At 66.7% G+C, this 20813-nt stretch carries 14 protein-coding genes; 7 read left to right on the top strand and 7 right to left on the bottom strand.

Translation table 11 applies throughout. The annotated features are described in order from the left end of the window. Positions 1-205: 205 nt before the first annotated feature. The 6 genes from CLI93_RS01460 to CLI93_RS01435 all read right to left on the bottom strand — a co-directional run bounded on the left by CLI93_RS01460 (position 206) and on the right by CLI93_RS01435 (position 7446). A complete protein-coding gene (locus tag CLI93_RS01460) occupies positions 206-1504 on the bottom strand; it encodes an MFS transporter (protein ID WP_095543421.1) in 1299 nt (432 codons plus the stop codon). Between the two features lie 57 nt (positions 1505-1561). Then, the gene (gene kynA / locus CLI93_RS01455; RefSeq protein WP_095543422.1) at positions 1562-2440 is read right to left on the bottom strand and encodes a tryptophan 2,3-dioxygenase; all 879 of its coding nucleotides are present in this window, start codon (positions 2438-2440) and stop codon (positions 1562-1564) included. A 66-nt stretch (positions 2441-2506) separates the two neighbouring features. Then, positions 2507-3853: a kynureninase gene (gene kynU, locus CLI93_RS01450; protein ID WP_095543423.1), complete on the bottom strand. Its 1347-nt coding sequence runs from the start codon at positions 3851-3853 to the stop codon at positions 2507-2509. Positions 3854-3878: 25 nt separating this feature from the next. Then, a complete protein-coding gene (locus CLI93_RS01445) occupies positions 3879-5273 on the bottom strand; it encodes an amino acid permease (protein WP_095543424.1) in 1395 nt (464 codons plus the stop codon). 40 nt (positions 5274-5313) lie between these two features. Then, positions 5314-6810 carry a glycerol kinase GlpK gene (gene glpK, locus CLI93_RS01440; protein ID WP_095543425.1) on the bottom strand — a complete coding sequence of 499 codons (1497 nt, stop codon included), beginning with the start codon at positions 6808-6810 and terminating at the stop codon, positions 5314-5316. Positions 6811-6873: 63 nt separating this feature from the next. Further along, positions 6874-7446, bottom strand: a complete 573-nt coding sequence (locus CLI93_RS01435) for a CreA family protein (protein WP_095543426.1) — start codon at positions 7444-7446, stop codon at positions 6874-6876. A 174-nt stretch (positions 7447-7620) separates the two neighbouring features. Here CLI93_RS01435 and CLI93_RS01430 point away from each other — a divergent pair, with 174 nt between their 5' ends. The 7 genes from CLI93_RS01430 (at position 7621) to CLI93_RS01395 (ending at position 20183) form a co-directional block, all read left to right on the top strand. Further along, a complete protein-coding gene (locus CLI93_RS01430) occupies positions 7621-8616 on the top strand; it encodes a glycosyltransferase family 2 protein (RefSeq protein ID WP_095543427.1) in 996 nt (331 codons plus the stop codon). Between the two features lie 463 nt (positions 8617-9079). Beyond that, positions 9080-11158, top strand: a complete 2079-nt coding sequence (locus CLI93_RS01425; protein ID WP_095999802.1) for a DUF1800 domain-containing protein — start codon at positions 9080-9082, stop codon at positions 11156-11158. A gap of 15 nt (positions 11159-11173) precedes the next feature. Then, complete coding sequence (locus tag CLI93_RS01420) at positions 11174-12595, top strand: DUF1501 domain-containing protein (protein ID WP_095543502.1); 1422 nt, start codon at positions 11174-11176, stop codon at positions 12593-12595. A gap of 200 nt (positions 12596-12795) precedes the next feature. After that, on the top strand, positions 12796-14925 hold the full coding sequence (locus CLI93_RS01410; RefSeq protein ID WP_143326975.1) for a DUF1800 domain-containing protein: 2130 nt from the start codon (positions 12796-12798) through the stop codon (positions 14923-14925). Positions 14926-14944: 19 nt separating this feature from the next. Continuing rightward, positions 14945-16354, top strand: a complete 1410-nt coding sequence (locus CLI93_RS01405; RefSeq protein ID WP_095543724.1) for a DUF1501 domain-containing protein — start codon at positions 14945-14947, stop codon at positions 16352-16354. Positions 16355-16578: 224 nt separating this feature from the next. Beyond that, positions 16579-18759 carry a DUF1800 domain-containing protein gene (locus CLI93_RS01400; protein ID WP_143326974.1) on the top strand — a complete coding sequence of 727 codons (2181 nt, stop codon included), beginning with the start codon at positions 16579-16581 and terminating at the stop codon, positions 18757-18759. A gap of 11 nt (positions 18760-18770) precedes the next feature. Further along, complete coding sequence (locus CLI93_RS01395; RefSeq protein ID WP_095543500.1) at positions 18771-20183, top strand: DUF1501 domain-containing protein; 1413 nt, start codon at positions 18771-18773, stop codon at positions 20181-20183. Positions 20184-20431: 248 nt separating this feature from the next. Here CLI93_RS01395 and CLI93_RS15060 read toward each other — a convergent pair whose 3' ends face one another. Next, positions 20432-20797: a hypothetical protein gene (locus CLI93_RS15060; protein WP_172424364.1), complete on the bottom strand. Its 366-nt coding sequence runs from the start codon at positions 20795-20797 to the stop codon at positions 20432-20434. Positions 20798-20813: the final 16 nt, after the last annotated feature.

Raw genomic sequence — 20813 nt, 5'->3', positions numbered from 1 at the left:
GAGGCCTGCACACATTGCAGCGCCGCGTGCAACTGCGGATTCGGGCCGTTTGCTGCGGCTTGCGCCTTGCAGCCCAGCCCGAGCCTCAACGCCCGCGCTGCCGCTGGATGGATGTGGACTTCCCAAGGCGGCGATTGTGCCGCAAGGCATTCATCGCACAGGCCAGCCTGGCAGCGAAAAAGTGGCGTATCAGTGGCGCGCCTGCTCAGCCCTGCGTCTGTGCGGCAGGCTTGGGCAGCAGGGTGTAGGCGCTCACGCCCAAGGCCATCACCAGGGCGATGCAGACAAACACGGTGAAGAAGGGCTCGCGCCCGTGCGCCAGGGCCCAGCCGGCGGCGGCGCCGGTGAGGGTTTGCATGACCGCCACGCCCAGGAACATGGACATGGTGAACAAGGCCATGGCCCGGCCCGTCATGTGGCTGGGGTAGGCGGCGCGCACGTCGGCGTATTGCCATACGCCATAGCCGCCCAGCACGGCAATGCTCAGGATGGCGGCCACGGCCAGCCACAACTGCTGCGTGGCCGCCAGCAGCAGAAACAGCGCCACGATCAGCCAGGGCAGCCGCATCAGCAGCCAGCGTCGGCGCTGGTTGCTGCCAGGATCCAGGCGGCCAAACAGCGAGGGCGAGAACAGTGAGATGACCGACAGCGCCAGCGCGATGTTGCCGCTGAAGATCAAATCCTGGCCAAAGCGTTGGTCCAGGTAGGGGGCCAGCCACAGGCCGCGCAGCGCGATGAAGGCGGCATAGCCGACGAACACCAATGACAGGATGCCGGCGGTGTGCGGCATGCGCAGCAGCATGCCGTAGCCCTTGAGGGCCTGCCAGGGCGATTCGCGCTGGGCTGGGGCGCTGGTCGCGCTTTGGTGGGCGTTGGCGCTGGCCGGATCGCTGGCCGGGGCGCTGGGCTCGAACACGCGCCAGTAGATCAGCAGCCAGGCCAGCAGGCTCAGGCCGGCCAGCAGGCCAAAGCCGGTTTGCCAGCCAAAGCGCTCGACCAGCCAGGCCAGTGGCGTGCCGGTGAAGATCATGCCCAGGCTGCCCACGCCCAAGGCCAGGCCGGAGATGGCGGCAAAGCGATGCGCGGGAAAGTAGCGCGCAATGAAAACGGTGCAGACCAGAAAGGCCGGTGCGCAGCCCACGCCGATCAGCGCCTGGCCCAGCACCAGCTGCGCGGCCGAGCTGGCCAGGGCCGAGAGTGTGGCGCCGGCGATGGTCAGCGGGAAGGCCAGCAAGATGGTGCGGCGAATGCCGAACAGATCGATGCCGATGCCCATGAGCAGCTGCATGCCGCCAAAGGCGTAGTGGAAGGTGGCGGCAATCAGGCCCATGGTTTGCGGACTGAGCTGGAAATGCTCGGTCAACGGCACAGAGAGAATGCCCGCCAGCGTGCGGTAGGCCTGGCTGAGGGCGAAACCGCTGATCAGCGTCAGCAACATCAGCCAGGCGCTGCGCAGCGGCAGCTGGGGCAGGCCGGGCTGGGTGGCAGGCGTGGCGGCTGGCATGGCGGCAATCGGGCGGTGCAGGTGATGGCGGCGCTTATGGTTTGCGAGGGGCGGCCGTCACTGGCTGGTGCGCAGGCTCCACAGCTCGGGGAACAGCACCACGTCCAGCATCTTGCGCAGATAGCTCACGCCGCCGGTGCCGCCAGTGCCTCGGCGAAAGCCGATGACGCGCTCGACGGTGGTGACGTGGCGAAAGCGCCAGAGGCGGAAGGCGTCTTCCAGATCGACGAGTTTTTCGCCCAGCTGGTACAAGTCCCAGTACTGCTGCGGATTGCGGTAGACCTGCAGCCAGGCGGCTTCGACCTGCGCATCGGCGCTGTAGGGCTGGCGCCAGTCGCGCTGCAGGTGGCTGGCGGGCACGGTCAGGCCTTGCTTGGCCAGCAGCTGCAGGGCCAGGTCGTACAGCGAGGGCGCCTCGTAGGCGGCCTGCACCTGGGCCAGCAGGTCGGGGCGGTGTGCGTGCGGGCCGAGCATGGCGGCGTTCTTGTTGCCCAGGCGGAACTCGATGCAGCGGTATTGGTAGCTCTGGAAGCCGCTGGAATGCCCCAGGTAAGGGCGGATGGCGGTGTACTCGGGCGGCGTCATGGTCGAGAGCACATCCCAGGCGGCCACGAGCTGCTCCATGATGCGCGAGGCGCGCGCCAGTTTCTTGAAGGCGTTGGGCAGTTGGCCGATAGCCACGTCCTGCATGGCCGCGCCCAGCTCGTGCAGCATGAGTTTCATCCACAGCTCGCTGGTCTGGTGCTGGATGATGAACAGCAGCTCATCGTGCTCGGGCGAGAGCGGCTGCTGTGCGCTGAGGATGGTGTCCAGCTGCAGGTAGTCGCCATAGCTCATGTCGCGGCTGAAATCCAGCTGCGCGCCTTCCTGGTGGACGATGGCCTCGGCGCTGGCCGGGGCTGCGGCAGGCTGGCGGGGGGCGTGGGCGGTGCTCATGGTGTGGGGTCGTGGCAGTGGGGATGCAAAAGGCTTTGAACAGGCCAAGAGAGCCTGTTCAGAATCTCAGGTCACGGCCTGGCGCTGGTTGAAGCGCGGCTCGCGCCATTGGCCCGAGTCCAACACGTCGCGCAGCTGGGCCACGGCCTGCCAGACGTCCTCGAAGCCGACGTACAGCGGCGTGAAGCCAAAGCGCAGGATGTCCAGGTGCGGGCTGCCAGGGCCGCCGCCGGCGCGGAAGTCGCCGATCACGCCGCGCGCGATCAGCGCCTGCATGATGGCGTAGGCGCCACTGTCCTGGCCATCGGCGCCGGCGCCCCAGGGGCGCGTGAGGCTGACCTGCGAGCCGCGCCGCGCGTGCTCGCGCGGCGTGGCCAGGCCCAGCTGGTGGCCGGCGCATTCCTGCTCGACCAGGGCGATGAACAAGTCCGTCAGGGCCAGTGATTTCTTGCGCAGCGCGGCCATGCCGCCCAGCGCCTGGGCCTGGTCGAACACGTCCAGCCCGCATTGCAGCAGCGAGAGGCTGACGATGGGCTGGGTGCCGCACAAGTAGCGGGCAATGCCGCTGGCGGGGCGGTATTGCGGGTCGAACTGGAACGGTGCGGCGTGGCCAAACCAGCCCGACAGCGGCTGCCAGAAGCGGTCCGCATGGCGCGGGTTGACCCAGACAAAGGCCGGCGCGCCGGGCCCGCCGTTGAGGTATTTGTAGCTGCAGCCCACGGCGAAATCGGCCCCGCTGCCGCTCAAATCCACCGGCACGGCCCCGGCGCTGTGGCACAGGTCCCAGATGGTCAGCAGGCCCTTGGCCTGGGCGGCGGCGGTGATGGCGGCCATGTCGTGCATGGCGCCGGTGCGGTAGTTGACGTGCGTGAGCATCAGCACGGCCACGCCAGCGGCGCGCTCGGGTTGCAGCCAGGCGGGCAGTTCCTCCGGCTCGATCAGCGCCAGCTCGAAGCCCAGCTGCTGGCACAGCGACTGGGCGATGTACAGATCGGTGGGGAAGTTGCTGCGCTCGGAGACGATGGTCTTGGCCTGCGGGCGCTCGCTGCGGGCGATGTGCAGCGCCGCGTGCAATACCTTGTAGAGGTTGATGGAGGTCGTATCGGTGACCACCACTCCATCGGCGCCAGCGCCGATCAGCGGCGCCAGCTGCGCGCCCAGGCGCTGGGGCAGGTCGATCCAGCTGGCCGAGTTCCAGGCGCGGATCAGCTCCTGGCCCCATTCCTGGCCGACGACCTGCTGCGCGCGCGCCAGCGCGGCCTTGGGCTGCGCGCCCAGGGAGTTGCCGTCCAGGTAAATCACGCCCTCGGGCAGGTGAAAGTGCGCGCGCAGCGGCGCCAGCGGGTCTTGCGCGTCCAGCGCGCGGCAATCGGCTTGGGTGATGCGGGTGGGGGTGTGAGCGAGGGCGTTCATGGCAAGAGCGTTTTCAGTCAGGCACTCATTCTTGTGCTGCCGCTGCAGCGGCTGGCGCGCGGTGGCGGTAGTGCACTTGGTAGGCGATGGTCAGCGCCAGCAGGAAGGGCACGCCCACGAGCAAGGTCATGCGGAACTGCGGCACGAACAGCGTGGTCAGCAAGATGGCGAACATGAGCGCCGCGCCCAGCAGCGTGAGCCAGGGAAAGCCCCACATCTGAAACGGCAGCGCCGGCGCCTGGCTGCGCTGGCGCTGTCGACGGAAGAACCAGTGCGTGACGAACACCATGAACCAGGTGAACATGGCGCCGAACATGGAGATGGCCATCATCAGCAAGAAGGCCTGCTCGGGCTTCCAGAGGTTGAGCACCATGGCCACGGCAATGCCCATGCAGGAGATGGCCAGCGCTGCCAGCGGGATGCCGCGCGCATTGAGTCGCCCCATCGCAGCCGGGGCGTGGCCGGCGCGCGCCAGGCTGAACATCATGCGCGTGGTGATGTAGAGCTGGCTGTTCATGGCCGAGAGCGCGGCCACCAGCACGACGAAGTTCAGCACCGCCGCGGCGTGCGGGATGCCGATGATCTCCATGACCTTGACGAACGGGCTCTTGTCGGTGCCGGCGCTGCTCCAGGGCACGATGGCCAGCATCAGCGCCAGCGTCAGCAGGTAGAACACCACCAGGCGCAGCACGCTGGAGCGGAATGCGGTGCGGATGGCGCTTTGCGGGTCGCGCGCCTCGCCGGCGGCCACGGCGATCATCTCGATGCTCAGGTAGCTGAAGATGGAGATGATCACCGCCACCCACATGCCCCAGGCGCCCTTGGGGAAGAAGCCGCCGTGCGCGGTGTAGTTGTGCAGCCCGATCTCTGGGCGCTGCGCGCCGAACACCACCCAGCAGCCCACCAGGATGAAGGCCACGATGGCGATGACCTTGATGCTCGAGAGCGCGTACTCCATCGCGCCAAAGGCCTTGACGCTGGTGGCGTTGATGGCGATGAGCAACGCCGAGAACAGCAGCACCCACCACCACTGCGGCACATCCGGGAACCAATAGGCCATGTACAGGCCCACGGCCGTGACCTCTGTGCCCACGGCCAGCACCACCGCAGCCCAGTAGGCGTAGCGCACCAGAAAGCCCGCCAGCGGCGAGACGAAATGCTCGGCATAGGCGCCGAAGGAGCCGGCCGTGGGGTGCGCCACGGTCATCTCCGCCAGGCAGCCCATCAGCAGCAGCGCCACCAGCGCGCCAATGGCGTAGCTGAGGATGACGCTGGGGCCGGCAAAGCCGATGGCAAAGCCGCTGCCCAGAAACAGGCCGGTGCCGATGGCCCCGCCAATGGCGATCATGGCCATTTGGCCGGCGCTGAGGTGGCGCTGCAGGCCGGATTCACGCTCAATGATGTGGTTGAAGCTTTTCATGGTGCAAGCAAGATCAGGGGCAGGGACGATGGATGCGCGCTCAGGCCGCCGTGGCCTGGCGCACGGCGTGCTCCCAGGCCTGCATGGATTCGGTGGCGCGCTCGGCGCTCATGGTGGGCAGGAACTGGCGCTCGGCCTGCCAGAGGCTGGCCAGCTCGTCCGTGCCGGCGTACAACCCAGCGCCCAGCCCGGCCAGCCAGGCCGCGCCCAGGGCCGTGGTCTCCACCACCTGCGGGCGCAGCACCGGCACGCCCAGCAAGTCGGCCTGGAACTGCATCAGCAAGTCGTTGACGCAGGCGCCGCCGTCCACGCGCAGCGCCGTCACCGGCGCGGCGCCGGCGGCTTGGGCGTCGCGCTGCATGGCCTGCAGCAAGGCTGTGCTTTGGTAGGCGATGCTCTCCAGCGCGGCGCGGGCGATGTGGGCGATGCTGGTGCCGCGCGTGATGCCGGTGATGGTGCCGCGCGCATCGGGCTGCCAGTAGGGCGCGCCCAGGCCAGTGAAGGCCGGCACCAGCATCACGCCGCCGCTGTCGGGCACGGTGGCGGCCAGATCCTGCACCTGGCTGCTGTGGCTGATGGCTTTCAGGCCGTCGCGCAGCCATTGCACCACGGCGCCGCCGACGAACACGCTGCCTTCCAGCGCGAACTGCGGCGCGCCCGGCGCGGTTTGCGCGGCGCTGGTGGTCAGCAGGCCATTGCCCGAGAGCTGAAACTCCCCGCCGGTGTGCATCAGCATGAAGCAGCCCGTGCCGTAGGTGTTCTTGCTCATGCCGCTGTCAAAGCAGGCCTGGCCGAACAGCGCGGCCTGCTGATCGCCGGCCACGCCGCAAATGGGCATGGCCTGGCCCAGCCAGTCGGCATGCACCTGGCCGAAGGCGCTGGCCGAGGGCTGCACCGTCGGCAAGATGGCCGGCGGGATGCGCAGCAGCTCCAGCAGCTCTTGGTCCCACTGGTTGCGCTGCACATCAAACAGCATGGTGCGCGCGGCGTTGCTGACGTCGGTGACGTGCGCCGCGCCGCGCGTGAGGTTCCAGATCAGCCAGCTGTCCACGGTGCCGAAGGCCAGCTCGCCGCGCTCGGCCTGGGCGCGTGCGCCGGGGATGTTGTCCAGCAGCCATTGCAGCTTGGTGGCCGAAAAGTAGGCATCGACGCGCAGGCCGGTGCTGCGCTGGATGCGCGCCTCATGCCCGCCCTGGCGCAGCGCCGCGCAGGCCGGCTCGGCGCGCCGATCCTGCCAGACGATGGCATGGTGCAGCGGCTTGCCGCTGCTGCGATGCCACAGCACGGTGGTCTCGCGCTGGTTGGTGATGCCCATGGCGCGCACCTGGCGGGCTTGGATGCCTGCCTGTTTGAGCGCTTGGCGGGCCGTGGCCAGCTGGCTGTGCCAGATCTGCAGCGGGTCGTGCTCGACCCAGCCTGGGCGAGGGTAGATCTGCGGCAGCTCCTGCTGCGCCATGGCGTGGATGCGCCCTTGGGCGTCGAAGACGATGCTGCGCGAGCTGGAAGTGCCCTGGTCAAGGGCGAGAAGATAGGTCATGGCAAGGCGAGGCAAGGGCAGTAGAGGCGGGCAATGCAATGCGGCCGGGCAGGGCGCGGCCGATTATTGCTTGAGCGGAATGGGCGTGGCGTGGTCCACTGGCACGGCCGCGACGCTGTTTTGCGGCGATCCGTCAATCAGCCGATCCGAGTACGTCAGATACACCAGCGTGTTGCGCGGCGCATCCACCATGCGCACCACGCGCAGGCGCTTGAAGACCAGCGAGGTGCGCTCGCTGAACACCTGCTCTTGCTGGCGCAGCGGCTGGGCAAACTGCACTGGGCCGACCTGGTGGCAGCTGATGGAGGCCTCGGAGCGGTCCTCGGCTAGGCCCAGCGAGCCTTTGATGCCGCCGGTGCGCGCGCGCGAGACATAGCAGGTCACGCCCTGCACGGCCGGATCGTCGTAAGCCTCGACGATGATGTCGTGGTCGCGGCCGATGAGCTTGAAGGCTGTGTCAACCGTGCCAATGGTCGTTGGCCCCGCAGCCAGCGCCGCGCCCGCCGGCCATGCCAGGCAGGCGGCCAGCCAGGCCAGCCAGGCAGACAGCGCCTGGTGGCGCAGGCGCTTGAACTTCGCAGAGCGTGCAGGAGGCGAGGGGCAAAGGGCGGCAGAAAAAGGCAATGGCAAAGTCATGGCAATCGATGTGGATGGTGTGGCAGGTTCTATCTAACGACGGGGGCGATTGTGCGCCATGCCGTGGCCATTGCTGCCTCTGCTGGAGGTTAGTATCGGTGCGTCTGCACAGCCCTTGTTTGCCCCTTGCCCGTATCGCCCACCATGCTTGCCGCCCACTGCCCTGAAGCTGTCATGCCAACGCCGGCCCAAATTGCGCGCGATGCCTGCCTGGCAGAGGCGGCCGTGGCGGTGGTCATCCCCTGCTACAAGGTCAGCGCGCACATTTTGGAGGTGCTGCGGGCCATGCCTGCGGGGGTGCGCCACGTGCTGGTGGTGGATGACGCCTGCCCGCAAGGCAGCGGCCAACTGGTGCAGCAGCAGGTGCGCGATGCGCGCGTGCAGGTGCTGTTCCACGCCGAGAACCAGGGCGTGGGCGCGGCTGTGATGACCGGCTATGCGCGGGCGCTGGAGCTGGGGGCGCAGGTAGTGGTCAAGGTCGATGGCGATGGCCAGATGGACCCGGCGCTGATTCCCAAATTCGTGCAGCCCATCGTGCGCGGCCAGGCCGACTACACCAAGGGCAACCGCTTCTACCGCCCCGAGTCGTTGCGCGGCATGCCTGGCGTGCGCCTGCTGGGCAATCTGGCGCTGTCCTTTCTCACCAAGCTCAGCAGCGGATATTGGCCCAACATGGACCCGACCAATGGCTACACCGCCATCTCGGCCAAGGTGCTCAAGGCGCTGCCGCTGCAGCACATCGCTCGGCGCTATTTTTTTGAGACGGACATGCTGTTTCGCCTGGGCACGCTGCGCGCCGTAGTGCGCGACGTGCCCATGGATGCGGTGTATGCGCAAGAAGTCTCGAACCTGAAAATCCGCCAGGTGCTGCCGCAGTTCCTGCTGGGCAATCTCTCGCGCGCGCTCAAGCGCTATGCCTACAGCTATTGGGTGCGCGACTTCAACCTGGGCTCGCTCTACAGCGCCATGGCCTTGCTGCTGCTGGGCTTTGGTTTGCCCTTTGGCATCTACCACTGGCAGCACAGCATTGCCACCGATGTGCCGGCCAGCAGCGGCACGGTGATGCTGGCCGGCTTGACGGTGATGGTTGGCGTGCAATGCCTGATTGCCTTCTTGCACTACGACGTCAGCAACGTGCCCACGCAACCCATTGCCGATGCGCTGGAGTGAGCGCTCGCTGAGAATCTGTTCAAAGCCCCGGTGCGAGCTTCGGTCAAGACTTGCAACTGCCGCGTCGAAAGTGCTTGCAAGGTGTTCAGACCTTGTGCGTGCTTTCGCCTTGCATGTGCGACTTTTGCCTCGAAAAACCGCTTCGCAAACCCAATCTCAACAACCCCGACAAAGAAGCAAAGAAAAAAGCTCAAATTCAACCTTTAATTGACATTTGACTTGCTTGCTTCTGTTACAAACCCGACTGGGCTGTTCAGAGAAATGTGGGAGAGGCCGTCGGCGTGGCGTACCGCGACAAACCCCGAAAAAGAATCCGGCAGCCCAAGGCCAGGCGTAATGGCAAGGCGGTTGCGCTTTGCAATCTTTGTGTGCCCGCCGTGCCTGTCAGCCTGTTGAGGAGTGGATGGCTTGCAAGCAAAGCCAAAGGCTTGCAGCCGTACCGTCAAGAAGAAGAGGGTTTGTCATGACCATTGCATCATCCCCACCGCCGGAGAAAGAGGCGCAAGCCGCGCCTTCCGCGTCGCACAACCCACCCAATGCCGCAGCGGCACAGACCACGGCATTGCCACCGGCGCCACAGCCCCCATCCCAAACCCTGCCTTCGCTGGGCATGCTGCTGGGCCTGGGCTCTGCCGTGGCCTCGCACACCCTGCGCAGCTCCAGCGGCCTGGCTGCCATGGTGGCCTTTACGCTGGCCGCCTGCGGCGGTGGGGGCGACGATGCAGGCGCGCCCGCGCCGGGCATGCCGCCGGCGCCCGGGCCCAACCCTGGGCCGACGCCAGCGCCCGCCCCAGGCGCGCCGCAAAGCCCGCCCGTGGCCGGCCCGCCGCCAGATCCGAACCGCCCGCCCGCGCCCATTCCCCCGGCGCCCGCGCCTGTGCCCACGCCGCCGCCTTCGCCCACACCTTCGCCCGCGCCCGCACCAGCGCCGACCCCTGGCCCGGCCCCAGCCCCAGGCCCGGTGCCTTCGCCAGCGCCATCTCCGTCACCATCCGTGCTGCGGCCCCAGACGCCTGCCCAGGCGGCCTCGTTCATTCTGCGCTGCCAGCACTACGTGACGGAAAAGGACATCGAGGACGTGCTGCGCATGGGCTACGAGCCTTGGCTGGATGCGCAGCTGGCCGCGCCGCAAAAAGAAGTCACCGGCTGGCAGTGGAGCATCAACGAGAAGCTCAACACCCTGGAGACCATCAACTACCAGGATGTGCCCTACATGATGTGGTACATGCTGATGAACCCCATCGACGGGGTGCGCAAGCGGGTGGCGCTGGCCTTGTCGGAGATCTTCGTGGTTTCCACGGTCGAACTGCGGGGCGAGTCGTCCCAGTTCAAAGTGGCGGCGTATTGGGACTTGCTGATGCGCAATGCCTTTGGCAGCTACCGCACGCTGTTGACCGATGTTTCGCTCAGCCCGGCCATGGGCGTGTACCTGAGCAGCCGCGGCAACCGCCGCGCCAATCCGCGCACGGGCCGCATCCCCGATGAGAACTACGCGCGCGAGGTGATGCAGTTGTTCTCCATCGGCTTGTACGAGCTCAACCAGGACGGCAGCCTGAAGCTGGCAGGCGGCAAGCCGATTGAGACCTACACGCAGGAGACCGTGAGCAACATGGCGCGCGTCTTCACCGGCTGGGACTACGACATGACGGGCCACATAAAGGGCACGAACCCGCTGCGCGAGCGCAACCCCATGGCCCTCAGGCCTGAATTGCACTCGCCCGAGGACGTGACGCTGTTTGGCCAGACCATGGCCGGCTCCGAGCCGGCGCGGCGCAAGCTGGACTGGGCCTTGGACCTGCTGTTCAACCACCCCAACGTTGGGCCTTTCATCGGCCGTCAATTGATCCAGCGCCTGGTCACCAGCCACCCCAGCCCGCAGTATGTGGCGCGCGTGGCGGCGGCCTTTGCCAACAACGGCCGCGGCGAGCGCGGCGACATGAAGGCCGTGCTCAAGGCCATCTGGCTGGATCCGGAGGTCATGGCCGTCACGCAAGGGCAGGCGTTGCCCAATGACTTTGGCAAGCTGCGCGAGCCCATGCTGCGCATCGCCCAATGGGGCGCGACCTTCAAGGCGCGCAAGAAGGCCGGCTCGACATCGCGGCTGTCTTACCCATTGCCTCTTTTCATGCAGGAGATTGGTCAGCACCCGCTCAACAGCCCGTCGGTGTTCAATTTTTTCCGCCCTGGCTATGTGCCGCCGCAAACGGCCATGGCCGCACGGGGCATGACGGCGCCGGAGTTCCAGATCCTGGACGAATACACCGTGGCCAGCTACATCAATGTGATCTCGGAGCTGGTGCGCGATTTCAGGCAGGTGGTGGGCGATTACAGCCGCGAGATGCCCATGGCCGACGAACCCTCGCGTCTGGTCGCGCACCTGAACCTCATGCTCACGGGCGGCCAGCTCTCGCAGCGCAATTTCGAGCGCATCGTCCGGGCCACCGAGGCCATTGCCGTCAAGGATGAAGCAAGCCGCAAAAACCGCGTGCGCACAGCCATCTTCATGGTGATGTGCAGCCCCGAGTACATCGTGCAGAAATAAGAAAGGGTGTCAGTCATGGATGATTTCAACAAGACTTCGCGCCGTGCCTTTCTGCGTCGGCTGGGGCACCTGGGGGTGGCTGGCAGTGCTGCGCCCTGGGCCTTGAACCTGGCGGCCATCGGCGAGGCGGCCGCCTTCAATGCCCCCAACGGCGATTACAAGGCCCTGGTGTGCGTATTCCTGACCGGCGGCAACGACAACGGCAATACGCTGATTCGTGTTGATGCGGACGGCTATGCGTCCTACGAGACCATGCGCACGCAGGCGTTTGCCTTCCCACTGGCCGATCTGCGCGCCACCACATTGGCTGCCGACTCGGGGCAACCCAGCGGCCAGCGCTTTGCGCTGGCGCCGCAGCTGGGCGATCTGAAAAAGCTCTACGACCAGGGGGTAATGGCCATTCAGCAAAACGTCGGCCCGCTGATCGTGCCCACCACGCTGCCCGATTACATGGTGCGCAGGGTGCCGCTGCCACCCAAGCTGTTCTCGCACAACGACCAGGAGTCGATCTGGCAGGCCTCCCACCCCGAAGGGGCTGTCAAGGGCTGGGGCGGGGCGCTGGGTGATCTGGCGCTCTCCAGCGGCGCCACCAATGCCACCTTTGCCTGCATTTCGGCTGCGGGCAAGGCCGTGTTCCTCTCCGGCCAGGCGGCGCTGACTTACCGCGTCAGCATCGACGGCGCGGCGCAGGTCAGGGACTTGGTTGGCAGCCGCGCTGGCGGTTGCATGAACGTGCAGGAATGCACGGACATCTTGCGCGAAATGATCACCGAGACGCGCACGCACCTCCTCGAAGATGAGGTCAACCGCATGATGCGCCGCTCGATCGCCGCCAGCGACAAGATCGATGCCGCCTTACAGCAAAACAGCGTCGATGGGTTTGCCGGCATGCCCAATACCACCCTGGGCAAGCAATTGAAGATCGTGGCCCGCCTGATTGCTGGCAATACCTCTCTTGGCGTGCGCCGGCAGGTGTTTTTTGTCTCCTTGGGCGGCTTTGACCAGCACGTGGGCCTGGACACCACGCACCGCGACAAGCTCAAGGAAGTCAACGATGCGCTTTTCCAGTTCTACGAACAGATGCGCCAGCTGAACATGGCCGACAAGGTCACGGCCTTCACCGCTTCGGAGTTCGGGCGCTGCATGGTCACCAACGGCAATGGCTCCGACCACGGCTGGGCGGGCACGCACTTTGTCATCGGCGGTGCCGTCAAGGGCGGCAAGATCTATGGCACCACGCCCAGCTACCGCACCGACAAGGACTACAACCCGGACACCGGCCACGACGTGGGTCAGGGCCGCGCCATTCCCACCACCTCGGTGGACGAATACGCCGCCACCTTGGCGCGCTGGTTCGGCGTGACGGACTCGGAGATGCGCCTGGTCGTGCCCAATATCGGCAATTTCGCCAGCCCCAACCTGGGCTTTTTCCGGTGAAGACGCGCTGAAAAGCCGGTGTGATTTGGCCTCGGGCTGTGGCGTTCATTCCCAGAGCCCAGGCCGCCTTGCTGCCTGCCCAAGGCACTCAAGCTGCAAGGACGGATTGGCTGTCCTCAAGCCCGTAACGCGCGTGGGCGATGCGCATGACATGCAGCGCGGCTGCGGGCGTTGAATTGATAGTGAAAAGGCTGTTTGTTATGAAGATTGAATCAACTCAAACCGAGCAAGAGTCACGGCCTGAGCAGCCTGGCCAGTCGATGCCGCAACGCGAGTCTGCGGCGACTGCGGCGAACACGGCTCAGGCCGTGCCTGCGCCGCCTGCCGATGCCGCGCAGATTTCGCTGGGTAGCCTGCTGGGCCTGGGGTCTGCCCTCGCTGGATCGACGCTGCGCAGCTCCAGCGGGCTGGCTGCCATGGTGGCCTTTACGCTGGCCGCCTGCGGTGGCGGGGGCGACGATGCGGCCCCGCCCGCGCCAGGCATACCGCCTGCACCTGGCCCTAACCCTGGGCCAACGCCCGCGCCGGCGCCAGGCGGCTCTCCGCAAAACCCGCCGGTGGCCGGCCCACCGCCAGACCCGAACCGCCCGCCTGCGCCCATTCCCCCGGCCCCGGCGCCCACGCCTTCGCCAACCCCAGGCCCGGCACCCACGCCTGCGCCACAGCCTGCGCCGCCCGGCGCGACGCCATCGCCCACGCCGGCCCCAGGCCCAACGCCCGCGCCCAGTCCGACGCCGGCTCCCAGCCCAACACCGGCGCCTTCGCCCACGCCGTCACCATCCGTGCGGCGGCCCAAAACGCCCGAGCAGGCGGCCTCGTTCATCCTGCGCTGCCAGCATTTCGTGACGCCAAAGGACATTGAGGATATCCAGCGCATGGGCTATGAGCCCTGGCTGGATGCGCGGTTGGCTGCGCCGCAGCGCGAGATGACCGGCTGGCAATGGGCCATGCGCGAAGGCCTGAACACCGAGGAGCACATCAACACGCAGTACACGGGCTACATGTCGTGGTACCTGCTGATGAACCCCGTCGATGGCGTGCGCAAGCGGGTGGCGCTGGCCTTGTCGGAAATCCTCGTGGTGGCCAGCCGTGAGGTATTGATCGACTTTCCCACTTTTGCCATGGCGGCGTATTGGGACTTGCTGATGCGCAATGCCTTTGGCAACTACCGCACGTTGCTGGGCGAGATCTCGCTCAACCCCGCCATGGGCGCTTACCTGAGCAGCCGTGGCAACCGCCGTGCCAATCCGCGCACGGGCCGCATCCCCGATGAAAACTACGCGCGTGAGGTGATGCAGCTGTTCTCCATCGGCCTGTATGAGCTCAACCAGGACGGCAGCCTGAAGATGGCTGGCGGCAAGCCCATCGAGACCTACACGCAGGAGACCGTGACCAACATGGCGCGCATCTTCACCGGCTGGGACTACGACGAGCGTGGCCACGTGCGCGCCACGAACCCGCTGCGTGTGCGCAACCCCATGGCCCTCAAGCCCGACTGGCACGCCACCGAGGACGTGACGCTGTTTGGCCAGACCATGGCCGGCTCCGAGCCGGCGCGGCGCAAGCTGGACTGGGCCTTGGACCTGCTGTTCAACCACCCCAACGTCGGCCCCTTCATTGGTCGCCAGCTCATCCAACGTTTGGTCACCAGCAACCCCAGCGGGCAGTACGTGGCGCGCGTGGCGGCGGCCTTTGCCAACAATGGCCGCGGCGAGCGCGGCGACATGAAGGCCGTGATCAAGGCCGTGCTGTTGGACCCGGAAGTCATGGCCGCCACCGAGGGCCGGGCGCCCAACGACTTCGGCAAGCTGCGCGAGCCCATGCTGCGCATTGCTCAATGGGGCGCAACCTTCAAGGCGCGCAAAAGGGCCGATGCGCCCAACAAGGCCTCATTTCCCATGTACGACTTGACGGAATACGTAGGCCAGACGCCGCTCAACAGTATGTCGGTGTTCAACTTCTTCCGCCCTGGCTACATCCCGCCGCAAACGGCCATGGCGGCCAAGGGGGCCACAGCACCGGAATTCCAGATCCTTGATGAATACACGGTCGTGGGCTACATCAACACCATGAATGCCTTGCTGCGCAGCTGGCATCAGGTGGAGGGCGACTACCGCCATGAGCTGACGATGGTGGAGGACCCCTTGCGGCTGGTGCGCTACCTGAATCTGATACTGGCTGGCGGCCAGCTGTCGCAGCGTACGGTCGAGCGCATTGCCCAGGCGACCGAATCCGTCCGCATTGGAGGCAGCGATGAGTCACGCATGAACCGCGTGCGCGCAGCCATCTTCATGGTGATGTGCTGCCCCGAGTACATCGTGCAGAAATAACAAAGAAAAGGTATCAGCCATGGACGATTTCAATACCACCTCGCGCCGCGCCTTCCTGCGCCGTTTTGGGCAACTGGGCCTGGCCGGCGCGGCTGCGCCCTGGGCGATGAACCTGGCGACCATCAGCGAAGCTGCGGCCTTCAACGCCGGCAATGACTACAAGGCGCTGGTGTGCGTGTTCCTCTACGGCGGCAATGACAACGGCAACACGCTGGTCCGTGTGGACGACGCCGGCTATGCCTCGTATGCGCAGATGCGCGCGGGCTTTGCCACCCCGCGCGCCGATCTGGCTGCCACCACGCTGGCGGCCAGCGCAGGCCAGCCCAGCGGCCAACGCTTTGCTCTGGCGCCGCAGCTGAGCGGCCTGAAAAGGCTCTACGACCAGGGGGCGCTGGCCATCCAGCAAAACGTGGGCCCGCTGATCGTGCCCACCACGCTGGAGCAATACCACAGACGCTCGGTGCCACTGCCGCCCAAGCTGTTCTCGCACAACGACCAGCAATCGGTCTGGCAAAGCTCCCACGCCGAAGGCTCGGTCAAGGGCTGGGGTGGGGCCATGGGCGATCTGGCGCTCTCCAGTGGCGCAACCAATTCCACCTTTGCCTGCATCTCGGCTGCAGGCCAGGCGGTGTTCATCTCCGGCCAAAGCGCGCTGACCTACCGCATCAGCACCCAGGGCGCGGCGCGGGTGCGCGACTTCAACAACCAGACTGGCGGCTGCGCCAGAACCCAGCAGTGCGTGGACGTGCTGCGCGAGCTGGTGACCGAGGCGCGCCCGCACATGCTTGAAGAAGAGCTCAACCGCATGATGCGCCGCTCCATGGCCGCCAGCGACAAGGTCGATGCCATGCTGGCCATTGGCACGGAGGACAGGGTGTCTGACATTCCCGACACCAACCTGGGCAGGCAGCTGGCCATCGTGGCGCGGCTCATTGCCGGCAACAGCGCCATTGGCGTGCGCCGCCAGGTGTTCTTCGTCTCGATGACGGGCTTTGACGACCATGCACTGCTGGCTACGCGCCACCCGGAAAAGCTCACCGAGCTCAACGACGCGCTTGTGGGCTTTTACGAAAGCATGCGTAAGCTGAACATGGCCGACAAGGTCACGGCTTTCACCGCCTCGGAGTTCGGGCGCTGCATGGTCACCAATGGCAATGGCTCCGACCACGGCTGGGGCAGCACCCACATGGTCCTGGGCGCTGCGGTCAAGGGCGGCATTTACGGCAAGACACCGATCTACCGCGTCGATGCGGACTACGACCCCAGCACGGGCCTGGACGTGGGCCAGGGGCGCATGATCCCCACCGCCTCGGTGGACGAATACGCCGCCACGCTGGCGCGCTGGTTCGGGGTGAGCGATTCGGAGATGCGCTTGGTCGTGCCCAACATCGGCAACTTTGCCAGCAGCAACCTGGGGTTCTTGGGCTGAAGTCAGCGCCTTTCAAGCCCTTGTGGGCTTGAAGGGTTTGAGCATTGCGCCTGTGACCGGCGCCCTGCAGGCCGGGCCAGGCCGGGCCAGGCTGCGCAGGGGCGGTATGCTGGTGCGGTGTGACTGCCCGGCACCCAAGCCTTTGGGCCGCAGGCTGGGCCCGCTTAAGTCGCATTGCCTGTCCGTGGCCTGTGCCACGCCGATTCGTCATAAGGGGTTCAACGATGTCGAGTTCATCCTCTCGCCAGTTGGGTGATGCTCCAGGCCCGCTGCCTGCGCAAGCTGAGTCAGAGCAGGCCCTGGCACCCGCAACGCCAGCTGCGGCGCTGCAAGGCAAGCACTTGCTGGGCAGCCTGCTGGGCATTGGCGCGGCGCTGGGCTCGCCAGCGCTGCGCAGCGCTGGCAGCCTGTCCACCATGTTGGCTTTTACCCTGGCCGCCTGTGGCGGCGGGGGGGATGATGCAGCCCCGCCCGCGCCGGGCGTGCCGCCTGCGCCCGGCCCCAACCCCGGCCCAACACCGGCGCCCGCGCCGGGCGGTGCGCCGCAAAACCCGCCAGTGGCCGGCCCGCCGCCAGACCCGAACCGCCCGCCTGCGCCCATTCCGACCCCGGCACCCGCGCCCGTGCCCACACCGCCGCCGGCACCTACGCCATCGCCCACGCCATCGCCAACCCCCGGCCCTGCACCAACGCCCGCGCCACAGCCTGCGCCGCCTGGCCCTACGCCATCACCCACGCCGGCTCCAAGCCCAACACCGGCGCCCAGCCCGACACCCGCACCCAGCCCAACGCCAGCGCCATCCCCCACGCCAGCGCCGGCACCGACCCCAGCCCCAGGCCCGGCACCAGCGCCGGGTGTGCCCCGGCCACAAACGCCTGCCGAGGCGGCGGCCTTCATCCTGCGCGCGCAGTACTACGTCACCGAGCAGGACATTGCCGATGTCATGCGCCTGGGCTATGAGCCCTGGCTGGATGGCAAGCTGGGGGCCGCGCAGTCGGAGATGACGGGCTGGGACTGGCTGCTGCGTGAGAGGGCCAATCGCATGTCGGCCCTGTACTCGCATGAGTTTGCGACCCACATGATGTGGGCGCTGCTGATGAGCCCCGTCGATGGGTTGCGCAAGCGGGTGGCGCTGGCGCTGTCGGAGATTTTCGTCATCTCCAACGCCGGGCTGCCCATCGAATCGCCTTCGTTTGCCGTGGCCGCCTATTGGGACATGCTGATGCGCAATGCCTTGGGCAACTACCGCACGCTGTTGACCGACGTCTCGCTCAGCCCGGCCATGGGCGTGTACCTGAGCAGCCGCGGCAACCGCCGTGGCGATCCGCAAACCGGCCGCATTCCCGACGAAAACTACGCGCGCGAGGTGATGCAGCTGTTCTCCATCGGCCTGTATGAGCTCAATCAGGATGGCAGCCTGAAGATGGCAGGTGACAAGCCCATCGAGACCTACACGCAGGAGACCGTCACCAACCTGGCGCAGGTGTTCACCGGCTGGGATTTCGATCCGCGCAATCACGTCCAGGCCACGCGGCCGGAGAACGTGCGCAACCCCATGGCCGTCAAGCCCGAATGGCATTCGAGCGAGGACGTGCACATCTTCGGCCAGACCATTGCCGGGGCCACGCCGCCACGGCAAAAGCTCGACCGGGCGCTGGATGTGCTGTTTCAGCACCCCAACGTCGGCCCCTTCATTGGCCGGCAGCTGATCCAGCGGCTGGTCACCAGCCACCCCAGCAGGCAGTACGTGGCGCGCGTGGCCGCAGCCTTTGCCAACAATGGCGCGGGCGAGCGCGGCGACATGAAGGCCGTGCTCAAGGCCATCTTCCTTGACCCTGAGGCCATGGCTGCCGGGCAGGGCAGAGCAGGGCGCACCTTTGGCAAGCTGCGCGAGCCCATGCTGCGCGTGGCGCAATGGGGCGCGACCTTCAAGGCGCGCAAAAATCCCAAGGTCGCCGCTAGCGGCACGTTCCCGCTGTGGAGCCTGGCCGAAGATCTGGGGCAAAGCCCGTTCGACAGCGCCTCGGTGTTCAACTTCTTCCGGCCTGGCTTCGTGCCGCCTCACACCGAAATGGCCGCGCAAGGCATCACCGCGCCGGAGTTCCAGATCATGGACGAGTACACGGTGGTGCGCTACATCAACCTGATGACGGCGTTGGTGCGCGACTGGTATCCCGTGGCCGGGGTGTACACCGCAGAGTTGGCGCTGGCCACCAAACCGCAACAGCTGGTCGAGCGCATGAATCTGCTGCTGGCCGGCGGCCAGCTCTCGCCAGAGACGATGAACACCATCACCCAGGCCGTGCAAGCCGTGCCGCTGGACTGGGAGGAGGGCGACAAGAACCGGGTTTGCGCAGCCATCTTGCTGGTGATGAGCTGCCCTGAATACATTGTTCAGAAGTGAGAGGCCCAGTCATGGATGATTTCAACACCACTTCGCGGCGCGCTTTTCTGCAGCGCTTTGGCCAGTTGGGCCTGGCCGGTGTGGCCGCGCCCTGGGCAGTGAACCTGGCGGCCATGGGCGAGGCTGCGGCCTTCAATGCCGGCAATGACTACAAGGCGCTGGTGTGCGTTTTCCTCTACGGTGGCAACGACCACGGCAACACCTTGATCCGCGTGGACCAGGCCGGCTATGCCGCCTACGCCAAGATGCGCCAATCGCTGGCGCTGGAGCGCGCCAGCCTGGAGGCCAGCACGCTGGCGCCGGCCAGCGCGCAGGCCGAAGGCCGGCAGTTTGCCCTGGCGCCGCAGCTGGCCGGGCTGGGGAGGCTGTTCGATGCCGGGGCCCTGGCCATTCAACAAAACGTCGGCCCGCTGCTGCGGCCGATGAGCCTGCCGCAGTACAAGCAAGGGGCCATGCCGCTGCCGCCCAAGCTGTTCTCGCACAACGACCAGCAGTCCGTCTGGCAAAGCTCCAAGCCCGAAGGCTCGGTCAAGGGCTGGGGCGGCGCGCTGGGGGATCTGGCGCTGTCCAGCGGCGCAAGCAACGCCACCTTTGCCTGCATCAACGCATCGGGCAATGCGGTTTTTCTCTCGGGCGACAGCGCACTGGCCTATCGCATCGGCGTGGACGGCAGCGAGCAGCTGCGCGATTTCAACAACCTATGGGGCGCCTGCAGCAACAACGCCACCTGCATCAACGCCTTGCGCACGCTGATCACCCAATCGCGCCAGCACATGCTGGAAAACGAACTCAACCGCTTGATGAGTCGCTCGCTGCAGGCCAGCAATGTGGTCCAGAGTGCGCTGGCCACTGCGCCTGAGAGCCTGGCTGCGAGCATCCCCAAAAGCACGCTGGGCAAACAGCTGGCGATGGTGGCCAGGTTGATTGCCGGCCGCAACACCATTGGCGTGCGCCGCCAGGTGTTCCTCGTCTCCCTGGGGGGATTTGACAACCACAGCGACCTGCGCAAGCTGCACCCGCCGCTGCTGACCGAGCTTAACAACGCGCTGGTGGGCTTTTACGAGACCATGAAACAGCTCGGCCTGGGCCAGAGCGTGACAGCCTTCACAGCCTCGGAGTTTGGCCGCTGCATGGTGGCCAATGGCGATGGCTCCGACCATGGCTGGGGCGGAACGCACTTCATCATTGGCGATGCCGTCAAGGGCAAGGACTTGTACGGCAGCACACCCGTGTACGAGCAGGACGCCGAGTTTGACCCGGCCACGGGCCATGACATTGGCCAGGGGCGCTTGCTGCCCACCACCTCGGTGGACCAGTACGCAGCCACCCTGGCCAAATGGTTTGGCGTGCCCGATTCGGATTTGCCGCTGGTGGTGCCCAATATCGGCAGCTTCTCGCAACGCGATCTGGGCTTTTTCCGCTGAGGGCTTGTGCAAAATCCCGGTGCGAGTGGGCAACAAGTGGTTTGGGATGGGCCGCAAGGCTCAAAACAGGAGGTTTTTCATGAAGCACCACCAACAACTGATGCGCATCTGCGCGCTGTGCACGGCCGTGGCCCTGTCCGTCTCCGCCTGTGGCGGCGGCGATGGAGACGGGCCATTGCCCCCGCCACCGCCGCCCCCAGCGGGCTCGCCGTCGCCGGCCCCGGCGCCTGGAACACCGGGCGGGCCCATCACGCCCCCGGCACCAGGGCCAGCTCCGCAGCCGCCAGTGCCTCAACCACCGGCACCTCAACCACCGGCACCTCAACCGCCTGCGCCTGAGCCCCCTGCGCCGGCGCCGCAGCCACCAGCTCCGCAACCGCCCGCGCCTCAACCTCCCGCACCGGCTCCGCAGCCGCCCGCACCTCAACCGCCAGCGCCACAGCCGCCGGCACCTCAGCCCCCTGCACCTGCGCCGCAACCGCCTGCACCACCGCCTCCAGCCCCGCAACCGCCAGCGCCACAGCCGCCGGCGCCGGCTCCGCAGCCACCTGCACCTCAACCGCCTGCGCCGCAGCCGCCAGCTCCGGCCCCTGCGCCCGTTGCACAAAATCCATTCGACGCGCTGTACGC

The sequence above is a fragment of the Vandammella animalimorsus genome (assembly GCF_002288875.1).
Classification (GTDB): domain Bacteria; phylum Pseudomonadota; class Gammaproteobacteria; order Burkholderiales; family Burkholderiaceae_C; genus Lampropedia; species Lampropedia animalimorsus.
The sequence above is the reverse complement of the archived record's forward strand: the minus strand, read 5'-3'. Positions and strand labels throughout refer to the sequence as shown.

What these genes read in the sequence shown, in the direction of transcription:
- CLI93_RS01395 (WP_095543500.1), top strand. Translation starts at nt 18,771, where the DNA reads ATGGATGATTTCAACACCACTTCGCGGCGCGCTTTTCTGCAGCGCTTT.
- CLI93_RS01435 (WP_095543426.1), bottom strand. Translation starts at nt 7,446, where the DNA reads ATGACTTTGCCATTGCCTTTTTCTGCCGCCCTTTGCCCCTCGCCTCCT.
- CLI93_RS01430 (WP_095543427.1), top strand. Translation starts at nt 7,621, where the DNA reads ATGCCAACGCCGGCCCAAATTGCGCGCGATGCCTGCCTGGCAGAGGCG.
- CLI93_RS01410 (WP_143326975.1), top strand. Translation starts at nt 12,796, where the DNA reads ATGAAGATTGAATCAACTCAAACCGAGCAAGAGTCACGGCCTGAGCAG.
- CLI93_RS01400 (WP_143326974.1), top strand. Translation starts at nt 16,579, where the DNA reads ATGTCGAGTTCATCCTCTCGCCAGTTGGGTGATGCTCCAGGCCCGCTG.
- kynU (WP_095543423.1), bottom strand. Translation starts at nt 3,853, where the DNA reads ATGAACGCCCTCGCTCACACCCCCACCCGCATCACCCAAGCCGATTGC.
- CLI93_RS01460 (WP_095543421.1), bottom strand. Translation starts at nt 1,504, where the DNA reads ATGCCAGCCGCCACGCCTGCCACCCAGCCCGGCCTGCCCCAGCTGCCG.
- CLI93_RS15060 (WP_172424364.1), bottom strand. Translation starts at nt 20,797, where the DNA reads ATGGATTTTGTGCAACGGGCGCAGGGGCCGGAGCTGGCGGCTGCGGCG.
- CLI93_RS01445 (WP_095543424.1), bottom strand. Translation starts at nt 5,273, where the DNA reads ATGAAAAGCTTCAACCACATCATTGAGCGTGAATCCGGCCTGCAGCGC.
- CLI93_RS01420 (WP_095543502.1), top strand. Translation starts at nt 11,174, where the DNA reads ATGGATGATTTCAACAAGACTTCGCGCCGTGCCTTTCTGCGTCGGCTG.
- CLI93_RS01405 (WP_095543724.1), top strand. Translation starts at nt 14,945, where the DNA reads ATGGACGATTTCAATACCACCTCGCGCCGCGCCTTCCTGCGCCGTTTT.
- CLI93_RS01425 (WP_095999802.1), top strand. Translation starts at nt 9,080, where the DNA reads ATGACCATTGCATCATCCCCACCGCCGGAGAAAGAGGCGCAAGCCGCG.
- kynA (WP_095543422.1), bottom strand. Translation starts at nt 2,440, where the DNA reads ATGAGCACCGCCCACGCCCCCCGCCAGCCTGCCGCAGCCCCGGCCAGC.
- glpK (WP_095543425.1), bottom strand. Translation starts at nt 6,810, where the DNA reads ATGACCTATCTTCTCGCCCTTGACCAGGGCACTTCCAGCTCGCGCAGC.